Consider the following 13,311-nt stretch of genomic DNA (forward strand, 5'->3'; position numbering starts at 1 on the left):
AAATGTTTATCAGCGCCAGAAGCAGTTCACCGGCAAGTTCCGGAGGAGCTGCTTCTTGGCACATTCATAAGGATGGTCTCATATGCTAGAAAAGTACAAGACGGTCAGGCAATCCGGAGAAAAGGAAATCGTCATCAAGAAATCAAGGTTTATCGGGCACGTGAAGCCGGTGGAAACCGAAGCTGAGGCGCTCCAGTTTATCGAGGAAATCAAGAAGAAGCATTGGAACGCTACGCACAACTGTTCCGCTTATATGATCGGGGAACGGGACGAAATCCAGAAGCAATCAGACGACGGAGAGCCAAGCGGTACGGCCGGGAAGCCGATTTTGGAGGTGATCAAAAATCAGGGCCTCAAGAACGTGGCAATCGTCGTAACCCGGTATTTTGGCGGGATTATGCTGGGGGCGGGCGGCCTCATCCGTGCGTACACTGACGGAGCTGTCGCAGCGCTCGAAGCAGGAGAAGTGATCACCCGCGTATTGCATCAAGAAGTGTTTGTTGAACTGGATTACACCTGGCTGGGCAAAGTGGAAAATGAACTGCGGAACCGTGGCATCCGTAAGGGAGAGACGGTGTTTGCGGATAAGGTGACATTATGCTGTCTGCCGCTTCATCCGGAGGCAAGCGCCTTCATGGATTGGATGACCGATTTGACAGGGGGTCAGGCCGTGATGACGGAAGGTGACAAGGTTTATTTTATTGAAGGGGAATAAGGCCTATGGCAAGAAGAGCAGTTGATCAGGAGTTGTCGAGAGAAAGAATTATGGAAGCGGCCCGTCATTTGTTCATTACCAAAGGGTACCGCGGAATATCCATGAGGAGCATCGGTCAGCATTTGGGATACAGCCACGGCTCGCTATATTATCACTTCAAGGAAAAGGCCGAATTGTTTTACGCCATCGTGGTAAAAGATTTCGAGTCGCTTACCCACCTGTGCGAGCAAGTGACAAAACGACCGCCAGCCGACGGCCTCACCAAAGCGGAACAGCTGATGCTGGAGTTTATCAAATTCGGCTTGGAGCATCCGCACCAATACGAAATCATGTTTATGCTCAGGGATGAGGAGATCCTAGCATACTGTCGCAACGAACAAGCTAAATGTTTTAATATGTTCGAGTCGCTCATTCGCAGTTTTCTGCAGGAAGAGAAGCATCCGCTGGAGAAGCATCCGTCTCTTCCGCTCAGTATGTTTTTGGGTATGCATGGATTTATCTCTTACTACATCCAAGATCGGCTGACCTTTGAAGAGATTAAGCCGGCTGCTGTCGCCCACGTAAAGTTGTTAAGCCACAGCGTTTACCGTATAACGTCATAAGGCGTTTTTGTTTTCACTTCGCACTTTATCCAATTACACCAGTATAGCATCAATACTTTATAACACTAATTGACAAAACCGGCCATTCCGAGCTGAAGTTCATCGGGAAGTGCCGGTTTTCGTTTGGGTTTTGGCGAAAAAAAGCCGTACTCCCGCTTGGTTACTACTTTTTTTCAGATTGACGGAATGCCTAGGGTTTGGTAATCTATTCTTAACATTAATCCAAGTAAATTTATCAGAATTCAACGAATGATTGAACGGATTCGGGCAGCATTGAGAGGAACGGCAGCAACTTGACTTGGGCTTTCGAAACTGGAAAGGATGTGGGGTTTGGCATGCATGTAGAAGTGCGGAACTTAAATAAGCATTTTGGCAGCTTCCATGCCGTTCGAGATGTTAGTTTTGGCATCGAAAAGGGGCAATTAATCGGCTTGCTGGGGCCGAGCGGCGGCGGTAAAACGTCGATTCTTCGTATGCTCGCAGGTTTGGAGCAGCCGGATGAAGGGGAGATTCTGTTCCATGGACAGCGGGTCAATGAATTAAAGCCGCAGGATCGCGGAATCGGCTTCGTATTCCAGAGTTATGCCCTCTTCAAGCATATGACCGTATTCGATAATATTGCTTTTGGGTTGCAAGTGAAGAAAGTACCGAAGGCAGAAATACGGAAGCGGGTGATGGAGCTGGTTGAGCTGACCGGGCTGAGCGGATTCGAGCACCGCTACCCGCATCAGCTGTCCGGCGGGCAGCGACAGCGGGTCGCTTTTGCCCGGGCCTTGGCTCCGCAGCCGCAGCTCTTGCTGCTGGATGAGCCGTTTGCGGCGATCGACGCAAAGATCCGCCAGGAGCTGCGGTCGTGGCTGCGCGAGTTGATCGAGCAGGTGGGCATCACCTCCATCTTCGTCACCCATGACCAGGATGAAGCAATTGAAGTTGCCGATGAGATTATGATCATTAATCAAGGCCGGCTGGAGCAGAAAGGGACGCCATGGGATATTTATAAGGAGCCGCAGACCCCGTTTGTCGCCTCGTTTATCGGCCAATCGACGCTGGTGGAGCGCGCCGCCGATCTGAAGGGCTTCGAGGAAGAATGCGGAGGGCTGGCGACGAAAGCCTTGATCCGTCCGGAGTATATTGAAGTGGGCACTGAGCACGAGTTTACGCTGTTATCCGCAACCGCTCCAGGTGTGGTGAAGCATCTCCACTTCCGCGGCAGCGAATGGCTGGTGGAGGTCGAGGTCGGCGGACATACGCTGACGACCTTCCGCTCCCTGGAGAAGGAAACGTTGAAGGCAGGACAGGAAGTGCGCGTGCTGGTGCACCGCGCTTATCTCTTTGACGACGAACGAAGCTGGATTCTTGAGAATCCGCTGAAGCGTGAACCGCTCAGCGTGATCATTTAAATCTAAAGGGCTGTATCAAGGAAAGCGTAAACGGCTTTCCACGATACAGCCCTTTAGTTGTTATTTCATACCGGAAATCGAATAGTTTTCGATAATATGTTTTTGGAAGATGATGAAGATGATGATGATCGGAACAACCATAAATGCCGAGCCTGCCATCTGCAAGGCGTAGTCTCCGCCGTACTGGCCTTTAAGCAGCTGCAGGCCAACCGACAGGGTATATAGACTCTCGTCGTTTGCAATGATCAGCGGCCACAGGAAGCTGTTCCAGCCCGCGATAAAGGTCAGGATGCCTTGTACCGCGAGGATCGACTTGGAGATCGGCAAGGCGATCTGTACGAAGATACGGAATTCGCCGGCCCCGTCCAGACGGGTGGCTTCCAACAACTCGTCGGGAATCGTCGACATGAATTGGCGGAACAAGAAAATGCCGAAGGCCCCTACTAAGCCTGGAAGTACAATCCCAATCATCGTGTTGGTTAGGCCCATCATGTTCAGGATCAGATAGACCGGAATCATCGTGACCTGCCCGGGAATCATCATGGTGGCCAAAACGAGATAGAACAGACCATCCCGTCCCTTAAACTTGTACTTCGCGAAAGCAAAGCCGGCCAGGGCGTTCAGGAACAGACCCAGGAAGGAAAAGACAACGATGATCAACGTATTTCGCAAATAAACGCCAAACCGCATATTCTCAAACAGTTCTTGGAAGTTCTCCAGGGTGAACTGGTGGGGCCACAGGGTCGGCGGGATCTGCGCCACTTCGCTTTCCGGTTTAAACGACGACAGGATCATCCAGACGAATGGCAGCAGCATCAGCAGGCCCATCACGCCGAGCAGAATTCCGACCAGCCATTGCAGCGCTTTATCGCCCGAGGTTCTGGTTTGCATGTGTGTACACCTCCCGGGATGACATCAGACATCCGCTTCCTTGTTTTGAAATCTGAATTGGATCAACGTGATCAGGATAATGGCGAAGAACAGAATAAAGGAGCCTGCCGCAGCATATCCGAATTTGCTGAATTGAAAGCCGTTGTTATAAATAAACAAAGCTACGGAGATCGTGCCATCCAGCGGACCGCCTTTGGTCATGACAAAAGGTTCCTCGAAGAACTGCAGCCAGCCGATCATCGTGGTGATGGAGACAAAGAAGATGGCGAAGCGCAGCAGCGGAATCGTAATCGACCAGGTTTGCCGCCAGTTGCTGGCTCCGTCGATTTGCGCCGCTTCATAATACGTTTTCGAGATGCCTTTGATCGCAGCGATGAAAATAATCATGTTTAAGCCAATCGCCCGCCATACGGCCAGGATAATCAGCGAGATTTTCGCCATGACCGGATCTTGCAGCCAAGGGACAGACCCGAACCCCAGCGAGTTCAAAATATAGTTGAGCAGTCCCAGCGACGGGTTGTACAGGTAGCTCCATACGACGGCTACCGCCACGACGTTGGTAACCGACGGCATATAGAAAATGACCCGAAATGCTTTGAAAATACGGGCTTTACCGAAGTTGATCAGCAAGGCGATCAACAGGGAAATGATGATAACGAGCGGTACGCCGATAATAACGTAAAATAACGTGTTAAAAATGGATTTTTGAAACGATGGGTCCAACAGCACTTCCTTATAGTTATCGAAACCTACAAAGCTGATGTTGGAGAGGTCGGCCAACCCGGCTAAATCCATGTCGGTGAAGCTGATCACCAGGGCAATGGCGATCGGAAGCAGCGAAAAGAGCGCCAGCAAAATCAAGGTCGGCGCAATGAACAGGTAGGGTGCATTTTTTTGCGATAAGCCTTTCATCTCGGATCACTTCCTTTATTCAGCGCGTCTAAGCTAACGTCACCACCTCTGCCCGCCGGGGAGCCGGAGCTGCCGGCGGGCTGGAGGCGGTATGGTAAAGCTTTCGCTTACTTACTGAGGATTTTCTCAGCTTCGGCGTTGAAGGCGTCCATTTCTTTTTGGACATCCGCGCCGCCGCGAACGATACGTTCAAAGCTCTTCAAGTAGGTTTGAGCAATTTGCTCCCAAGTGGTGAGCAGCGGCATCGGTTCGGAATGCTCCAGCTGCTCTTGCAGCGCCTGATAGTTCGGATCGTCTTTGAGGGACGGATCTTCCCAAGCTTTCAAGTTGGTCGGCAGCGATTTGGTCAGCTGCATCCACTTGATTTGCGTTTCCGGCTTGCTCATGTATTGAATGAACTTCAAAGCTTCGTCCTGATGTTTCGTATATTGGAATACCGACAGATCGGAGCCGCCCAGCGCGGAAATATTGTTCTTCTTCGCCGGCAGCGGAGCCACCGCCCATTTGCCTTCCAAATCCGGTGCTTGCGTCTTGATGGAGTTAATCATCCAAGGGCCGCTGATGAACATCGGAACAACGCCCTCGCCGCTAAGCCCTTGTACCGGGTCCAATCCGAGGTCAATCGGCGCGGATCCGTCCTTAAAGAATCCGTTCAGATATTCCACAGCTTCAACGAACTCCGGCTGGTTAAACAGCGGCTTGTTCTGTTCGTCGAGCAGCTTGGAGCCGTTCTGGCGGGCGAACATAAACGCCAGCGATTGCTCGTTCATATCGATGCTGATCCCGTATTTCCCTTTGCCGCGGTCAGCCAGCTTCTTCGCTGCATCGCGAAGTTCATCCCATGTTTTTGGCGGTTGGTCATAGCCCACTTCCTTCAACAGGTCAGTCCGGTAGAAGAGGACGCGGGTTTCGGTATACCACGGAATCCCCACGATTTTACCGTCATATTTGGTCGTGTTTACGGCGCCCGAATAAAATTGATCCTCTTTAAACTCCGGATACTTGTCCACCACCGAAGTCAGATCCATCAGCGCGCCGGCATTCGCAAACTCCGGAATCCAGGTTGTCCCCATTTGGATGACGTCCGGACCTTTCTTCGAAGCGACTGCGGTCAGCAGCTTGTCATGTGCATTGGACCAAGGCAGGGCTTGGACATCCACCTTGATGTTTGGGTTCTCCTTCATGAAGTCGTCGGCGATTTGCGGTAGCGATTTGGCTTCATCGCCCATCGCCCATACGCTGATTTGCACTTGTTTGTCGCCGCCGTTTGCGGCCCCATTCCCGCTGCCGCCATCCGCCGCGTTATCTTTCGAACCGCAGCCAGCAAGAAGGCTAGCGAGCACCAGTGAGCTGGCAATCAGGGTAGTTGCTGTTTTTTTCCACATAAGGATCGTCCTTTCTGAAAATAATAGCTGTAAGTAATATGAGACATTATTTAGCGATTTTATGCAAAACAGATGAGCCGGCCTTGAGGACAGGCAACACCTCCTTCTCAAGCATAGAAATGGGTCCCCTTGTTTGTACCAAAGATGATGCCGCAGAACAGCGACAATAGACAGGTGAAACGTTTCGATTAAGAAAAATATGAACCTAGTTCCCGGAAAATCAGAACCAAGTGAAACGTTTCGATTCATTATAAAACAGATTGTAATCGTATTCAATATCTTTTTTTCGGATCATAACCCGGAGCTAATTTTGTTAAAGCGACTTTATTGAAACGTTTCTACAAATTTTGAAATCGCATTCCATGAAAATTGACGGATTTTTTGATTCGATATATAATCCAACTATTCAAATAATCGAAACGTTTCACCATCATGCTATAACAATAATCTTACATCGAAAAAGGTGGGGAACCCATGACACAACAACCCATAGAGAATTATCTGAAGCAGATGACCCTGGAGGAAAAAATCGACCAGTTGCTGCAGCTCGCCGTCCCGTTCTTTGAAGGAGCCCGGACCGAGGGAGAAATCACTGGTCCGATGCAGGAGCTGGGCGTATCTGAGGAAACAGTGCGTAACACAGGTTCGGTTCTCGGATTATCCGGAGCGCAGGAAGCGATCAACGTGCAGCAGGCTCATTTAAAGAAGAACCGCTTAGGCATTCCGCTGTTGATGATGGCCGATATCATTCACGGCTTTAAAACGATCTTCCCCGTACCGCTGGCCATCGGCTGCTCTTGGGATTTGTCTCTGGCTGAGCGAAGCGCAGAAATTGCTGCCAGAGAAGCCGCAGTGTCAGGGGTTCATGTCACGTTTGCCCCGATGGTCGATCTGGTGCGTGATCCCCGGTGGGGGCGGGTGATGGAGTCGACCGGCGAAGATCCATATCTGAACAGCGAATTCGCTCGGGCGTTTGTCCGCGGCTTCCAGGGCCGCGATTTGCGGAACGATACAAGCCGGGTGGCTGCCTGTGTAAAGCATTTCGCCGCTTATGGCGCTGCCGAGGGCGGACGGGATTATAACACCGTCGACATGTCGGAATGGCGGTTGCGTGAAACCTATTTGCCGGCTTACAAAGCCGCGTTGGAAGAAGGCTGCGAAATGGTTATGGCCTCGTTTAACACGGTGGATGGCATTCCGGCAACCGGCAATCGGCGATTATTACGTCAGCTGCTTCGCGAAGAATGGGGCTTTAACGGCGTGATCATCTCAGATTGGGGCGCAGTGAAGGAACTGATTCCGCACGGAGCTGCGGCCGACGAGAAGGAAGCGGCCCGCCGCTCGATCGAAGCGGGCATCGACATCGAGATGATGACTACCTGCTATATGAAGCATTTGGCGGAGCTGGTGAAGACCGGGGTGGTCGAGGAAAAACGGATTGACGAAGCGGTGCTGCGGATCCTGCAACTCAAAGAGAAGCTCGGACTCTTTGACAATCCTTATCGCGGCGCAGATCCAGAGCGGGAAGCGGAGATCGTCTTCTGCGAGGAACACCGGGCCGCCTCCCGCGAGCTGGCAACTAAATCCTGCGTTCTGCTCAAAAACGAAGGCGTACTGCCGCTGCGGCGGGATCAATCGATCGCGTTGATTGGCCCGTTTGCGCAAAGCGGTGACATTCTTGGCCCGTGGTCATGGCAGGGGTCGACGAAAGCGGCGGTTCGGCTTTATGACGGCCTAGTCGCAAAGGCAGGCGCGAGCCGGATCGTTGTTGCGGAGGGCTGCGGCATCGAGGAAGCCGATGACCGCCGGCTTCAGGAAGCTGTGGCCGCAGCGGCTGGCGCCGACGTGATCGTGCTGGCGTTAGGCGAAAGCTCGGAAATGAGCGGTGAGGCGGGCAGCCGGGGAGATATCCGGCTGCCGCGGGCGCAGCTGGCGTTGATCGAACGTCTCGCTGAGCTCGGCAAGCCGATGGCGGCCGTGTTGTTTAACGGCCGGCCGCTGGACCTGCACGGCGTAGCAGATCGTGTTGGTGCCGTGCTTGAAGCCTGGTTCCCAGGCAGCGAAGGCGGCCATGCGATCGCCGACCTGTTGTATGGGGACGTACAGCCGTCGGGACGGCTGTCGATGTCTTTTCCATATGCAGCAGGGCAGATTCCGGTGTACTACAACCACTTCAACACCGGGCGCCCGAAGGGAGCGCCGGACGCTCAGATTAGATACGTTTCGCAATATCTGGACATGCCAAACGAGCCGCTTTTCCCGTTTGGGTTCGGGCTCAGCTACACCACGTTTATGTATAGCGAACCGGAACTGTCGGCAACGGTTATGACACCAGAACAGCCGCTGACAATCAAGGTGAACGTGACGAATACCGGATCGGCAGCCGCTGAGGAGACCGTGCAGCTCTATATCCGCGATATCGCGGGGGACGTGGTTCGGCCGGTCAAGGAGCTGAAGGGATTCCGCAAAATCCTGTTGCAGCCGGGGGAAGCTCAGGAAGTCACTTTTGAAATTACCGAGGCGCAGCTGCGATATCACCATAGCGATTTGACATACAGCAGCGATGCGGGCGAGTTTGTGGCCTTTGTGGGTCCCAACAGCCGGGATGCCGCGGGCGTGCGATTTATTTTGCAAAAATAGAAATCATAAGGATCAAAGGAGTGGAAAGGATGACGACAGCAACGGAGGCGTGGAAAGTTCTTCATGCGGGGGACTTGACCTTTACGTTATGGAACAGCGGCGATCTGTACGAAATGAAATACCGGGACATCCTGATGAATCAGCTGTTATCCGGCCCGGTGGAGGGTTCGCTGAACAATCTGTATTTACGTCTGCACTTCCCCGAGGGGATTCGGGCCATTCCCTTGCTTGGCATTCGCTCGAACAGCCGGCTGAGCTTCGGGGCGGATACTGCGGTTTGGAAGGGGGAAGCCGAAGGGATTCAGTACGAGGTCGTGTTGAGACTGGATTCCCGGGGCATTTGGTTCTGGGACGTTCGGCTGGAGGGACAAACCTCGGTTGAGGTCGACGTTGTCTATGGTCAGGATATCGGGCTTGCCGAACCGGGAGCGGTACGCAGCAATGAAGCGTATATGTCTCAATACATCGACCATACCGTATTCCGGCATGAGCGGCGGGGCACGGTCATTTGCTCGCGGCAAAACCAGCCGCAGCGCGGAAAATTCCCTTATATGCAGCAAGGGGCGCTCACCGGAGCTGCGGGATATTCGACCGATGGCTTTCAGTTTTTTGGGTTGTCCTACAAAGAAACGGATCGCCCCGAAGCGTTGGCGCGCAAGGAGCTGGCAAATGAAATTTATCAATACGAGTTTGCTTACGCGGCGCTTCAAACGGGCAGTCAACTGCTGAATGGGCAAGCGCGGTTTGTCTTCTACGGACTGGTACGGGAGGATTATCCGGAGGCGATCGAGACGCTGGAATTCGAGGAGTTGATTGAAGACGCGTGGCGTAAATGGGAGGCCGCCCCTGTAAATGCGGTTGAGGCTGCAGCTCCAGTAACCTTAGCGACGGAATTGGGCGAGCCGCTGTCGGGTTTACCGATGGACGACGCCGAAATCGAGGCGCTATTCCCGCATCGTCAGCATGAGGAGCGGGATGGCGGGCAGCTGCTATCTTTCTTCACGGATACGCACGAGCATGTCGTTTTGAAGGAAAAAGAGCTTCAGGTCGAGCGGCCGCACGGCATCATCCTGATGTCCGGCGGGAACGACCGGGTAGGCAGCGAAGTGCTTACGACTACTTCGTACATGTACGGCGTATTTAATTCCCAGGTGGTCGTGGGCAACACCTCATTCCACAAGTGGGTTTCCAACGTACGCAATGCGCTGAACGTCTCCAAAGCGTCCGGACAACGGATCTACGTGGAATTGGACGGGGTGTACCGGCTGTTGACGATGCCGTCGATGTTTGAGATGGGCTTTAACTACGCCCGCTGGACCTATAAAATGGCGGACGATACGATCGTTGTCACCAACTATACCGCAACGGATTCCCCGGAACTTGCGTTGAACATCGTATCTGCGAACGGCAGAGCGTACCGCTATTTGGTGACAAATCAAATCGTTATGAATGATTTGGAGTTCCAACGTTCTTTTCTCATGGAGCAAAAAGAATCGGTGCTGACGTTCCGGGCCGACCGCGAAGCGCTGTCTGCTTCCGTATATCCGGACCTAGCTTACCGGATGCACGTGTCGGGAACAGGCTTTAACGTATATGATGAACGCCGGCTGGCTCCGGGTGCAGCGCCGGGCAGCTCGTCGCTGGTGGTGCTGGAAACGGAGCCTTGCAGCAATTGGACACTCACGGTGCAAGGTTTGCTGCATGGCGGGGAATCGAAGCCTGCGATTCGGGAAGTACAGGAAGAAGCCGTTCGGTACCGTGAGTTTTTGGGCCGGGTGATGAACGGCTTCCGGTTATCGCTGGAGGAAGCGTCAGCGCCTGCAGCTCAGGAACTGCAAAAGCTCAATACGCTGGCTTGGTGGTATACACACAATATGCTTGTCCATTTCTCGGTGCCCCACGGGCTGGAGCAATATGGCGGGGCCGCTTGGGGCACCCGCGATGTTTGCCAGGGACCGGCGGAATATTTTTTGGCGACGCAAAAATACGGGGTGGTCAAAGACATCCTGAAGACGGTGTATGCTCACCAATATGAGGACGACGGAAACTGGCCGCAATGGTTTATGTTTGATCGTTACTTCCGGATTCAGCAGGAGGAGAGCCATGGCGACATCATCGTCTGGCCGCTGAAGGTGCTAAGTGATTACTTGACGGCGACCGGGGACTATGGGCTGCTGGATGAAGAGGTTCCGTATACGGTCAAAGGAAGCTTTGAACTGTCTGCCACGCCGGCGACGATCCGCGAGCATGCGAAGAAGGAAATCGGCTATATCCGCAGCCATTTCTTGCATGATACTTATTTGTCTTCCTACGGCGACGGGGATTGGGACGATACGCTGCAACCGGCGAATGCCCAACTCAAGCACTTTATGAGCAGCAGCTGGACGGTGGCGTTAACGTATCAGACGTTCCGTCAGCTGGCGGAGGCGTTGCCGGAAGAGGAGCAGCATTGGGCAAATGAACTTGCGGAGCTGGCCGAGGGCATCAAGCGTGATTTTAACAAGTATATGCTGGGCACGGAAGTTATCCCCGGTTTCGTCTATATGGAACAACCGGGGCAAGCCGAATTGATGCTGCATCCGACGGATACAAAAACGGGGATCCATTACCGGCTGCTGCCGATGACACGCAGCATGATCGCCGAGCTACTCACCGCTGAGCAGGCGGAAGCGCATTACGGCGTCATTAAAGAGAAGCTATACCATCCGGATGGCGTGCGCTTGATGGATCGGCCGGCCAAATACCGGGGCGGCGTTAGCACACACTTCAAGCGGGCGGAGCAGGCGTCCAACTTCGGGCGTGAGATCGGGCTGCAGTACGTTCATGCCCATATCCGCTTCATCGAAGCGATGGCCAAGCTCGGCAAAGCCGAGGAAGCTTGGAGCGGGCTGCACAAGATTAACCCGGTAGGGCTTAGGGACGTTGTGCCGAATGCGGAGCTGCGGCAAAGCAACGTCTACTTCAGCAGCTCGGACGGCAAGTTCGCCACCCGTTACGATGCGGAGGAACGGTTTGATGAGTTGCGGAGCGGGAACGTGCCGGTGAAAGGCGGCTGGCGTATTTATTCCAGCGGCCCTGGAATCTATATGAACCAGCTGATCTCCAACTGCCTAGGCATCCGAGTGCGAGGGGAGGACCTGATCATTGACCCTGTGTTGCCGCCGCATTTGGATGGGCTGCGGTTTGATTTTGCGTGGATGGGCCTCCCGACCACGTTCATCTACCACATGAACGGCCAAGGCCGCGCAGTGCGGATCAACGGCCAAGAGATTCCGATTGGGGAGAATCCGGGATTTTACCGTAGCGGCGGCGTTCGGATCAGCCGGCAGGATTTTGCGGCGTTCGGGTCGAATGATCATAACGTCGTTGAAATCTGGATGTAAGTTGAATTCAAGATTCGACGTCGAAATTGCATCTGGGGAACACCTCGTGATCGGAAGACCATTTTTTGAACTACCGAATAAGATAGAGGTTCAAAAAGTGGGGTTTCCAGCACCGAGAAGGTTGGATGAAGCTTAGGGACTGAGTAGCGGAGCGTAGGCAAAACCTACGTGAGCAACTGAAATGTTTCCGAAGGAAACATGCATCGGAAGCATACGCTTTCCCGGCTGAGTCCAAGATTCGACGTCGAACCTGCATCTAAGAAACTCATCGTGATGGGAAGACTACTTTTTGAACTACCGATAAGGGGAGTAATGTTGTGGTAAGCATTAAGGACATTGCCAAAAAAGCCGGAGTCTCCATCTCCACGGTATCCTACGCACTGAATGGAAGTCCGAAAATTACCGACGAGACGAGTGCAAGAATTTTGGCGATCGCGGAACAACTGAATTATGTGCCCAATGCTGCCGCACGTTCCTTAAAAACCCGTGAGTCGAAGATCATCGGCGTGTATTTGACCGACTTCAGCGGCGCTTTCTACGGCGACCTGTTGCAGGGCGTAAAAGAAGTGCTGAACCAGAAGGGGTACGACATGGTCGTATGCAGCGGCAAGCAGTCCCATCGACTGCTGCCTGAGCGGATGGTAGACGGGGCGATTATTTTGGACGCTACGTTCTCTAGTCAGGAGCTGCTCAAGTACGCCGACATTGGGCATAAAATCGTGGTGCTCGACCGCGAGCTCAACCACCCGAACATCAATCAGGTTCTGTTGGACAACAAGGCGGGAGCGACCTTGGCGGTCGAGCACTTGATCGAGCAGGGGCACCGCAAGCTTTATGTCGTCACGGGGCCCAAGGGCTCCTATGACTCGAAGCAGCGGCTGAAAGCGGTGAAGCAGACGGTCGCCCGTTTCGATGGAGTGGAGCTGACCGAAATCGAAGGAAACTTCAATAAGGATGCCGGAGAACGGGCGGCTGAGCAGATCCTTCGGGACGTGACCACACCGGTGGGCGTATTCTGCCTGAACGACGAGATGGCGATTGGCCTCTACAATGCGGTGAAACGGACCGATTATGTGATCGGCAAAGACATCCATATTATCGGTTTCGATAACATCGAGTTAGCCGAATATACGGTGCCGCGTCTGGCGACGATCGACTATTCTAAGCGGAAGTGGGGAGCGCTGGCATCCGAGCAGCTGCTGAAGATCCTGGCCGGGGAACCGGTCGAGCATGAGCGGGTGTACGTGACGCTGGTGAAGGGCAATTCCGTGGGCCAAGTTTAATTCGGACAAAAAGAGAAGAATAAGGGTACAAATTACCCTTATTTTCACGTTGAGCGAATAACCGGGACGAATAACGGTAAAAAATGGCCTTATTCTGCGA

Annotated in this window: 9 protein-coding genes; 6 read left to right on the top strand and 3 right to left on the bottom strand. The window is 53.3% G+C overall.

Annotated features, from left to right (window positions below; genetic code table 11):
* Positions 1 to 82 precede the first annotated feature (82 nt).
* The 3 genes from NSQ80_RS05725 to cysA all read left to right on the top strand — a co-directional run bounded on the left by NSQ80_RS05725 (position 83) and on the right by cysA (position 2,717).
* Complete coding sequence (locus NSQ80_RS05725; RefSeq protein ID WP_009226027.1) at positions 83 to 715, top strand: YigZ family protein; 633 nt, start codon at positions 83 to 85, stop codon at positions 713 to 715.
* A 5-nt stretch (positions 716 to 720) separates the two neighbouring features.
* Entirely contained in the window at positions 721 to 1,317 is a 597-nt protein-coding gene (locus tag NSQ80_RS05730; RefSeq protein ID WP_009226028.1) for a TetR/AcrR family transcriptional regulator, read from the top strand.
* A 335-nt stretch (positions 1,318 to 1,652) separates the two neighbouring features.
* Positions 1,653 to 2,717, top strand: coding sequence for a sulfate ABC transporter ATP-binding protein (gene cysA / locus NSQ80_RS05735; RefSeq protein WP_009226029.1), 1,065 nt, complete (start codon positions 1,653 to 1,655; stop codon positions 2,715 to 2,717).
* 60 nt (positions 2,718 to 2,777) lie between these two features.
* Here cysA and NSQ80_RS05740 read toward each other — a convergent pair whose 3' ends face one another.
* The 3 genes from NSQ80_RS05740 to NSQ80_RS05750 all read right to left on the bottom strand — a co-directional run bounded on the left by NSQ80_RS05740 (position 2,778) and on the right by NSQ80_RS05750 (position 5,905).
* Positions 2,778 to 3,608: a carbohydrate ABC transporter permease gene (locus NSQ80_RS05740; RefSeq protein WP_009226030.1), complete on the bottom strand. Its 831-nt coding sequence runs from the start codon at positions 3,606 to 3,608 to the stop codon at positions 2,778 to 2,780.
* A gap of 24 nt (positions 3,609 to 3,632) precedes the next feature.
* Positions 3,633 to 4,520 (bottom strand): sugar ABC transporter permease, encoded by an 888-nt coding sequence (locus NSQ80_RS05745; protein WP_260069852.1) that lies wholly within the window; start codon positions 4,518 to 4,520, stop codon positions 3,633 to 3,635.
* 107 nt (positions 4,521 to 4,627) lie between these two features.
* The gene (locus NSQ80_RS05750) at positions 4,628 to 5,905 is read right to left on the bottom strand and encodes a sugar ABC transporter substrate-binding protein (RefSeq protein WP_028539735.1); all 1,278 of its coding nucleotides are present in this window, start codon (positions 5,903 to 5,905) and stop codon (positions 4,628 to 4,630) included.
* A gap of 474 nt (positions 5,906 to 6,379) precedes the next feature.
* On the opposite strand from NSQ80_RS05750, the gene bglX reads away from it, so the two are divergent.
* From bglX to NSQ80_RS05765, 3 genes are all read left to right on the top strand, one after another.
* Positions 6,380 to 8,545, top strand: a complete 2,166-nt coding sequence (gene bglX, locus NSQ80_RS05755; protein WP_339301738.1) for a beta-glucosidase BglX — start codon at positions 6,380 to 6,382, stop codon at positions 8,543 to 8,545.
* A 29-nt stretch (positions 8,546 to 8,574) separates the two neighbouring features.
* Positions 8,575 to 11,928 (top strand): cellobiose phosphorylase, encoded by a 3,354-nt coding sequence (locus tag NSQ80_RS05760; protein WP_339301740.1) that lies wholly within the window; start codon positions 8,575 to 8,577, stop codon positions 11,926 to 11,928.
* A 317-nt stretch (positions 11,929 to 12,245) separates the two neighbouring features.
* A complete protein-coding gene (locus NSQ80_RS05765; RefSeq protein ID WP_009226035.1) occupies positions 12,246 to 13,211 on the top strand; it encodes a LacI family DNA-binding transcriptional regulator in 966 nt (321 codons plus the stop codon).
* The last annotated feature ends 100 nt before the right edge of the window (positions 13,212 to 13,311 follow it).

The sequence above is a fragment of the Paenibacillus sp. FSL K6-2441 genome, assembly GCF_037964765.1.
Taxonomy (GTDB): Bacteria; Bacillota; Bacilli; order Paenibacillales; family Paenibacillaceae; genus Fontibacillus; species Fontibacillus phoenicis.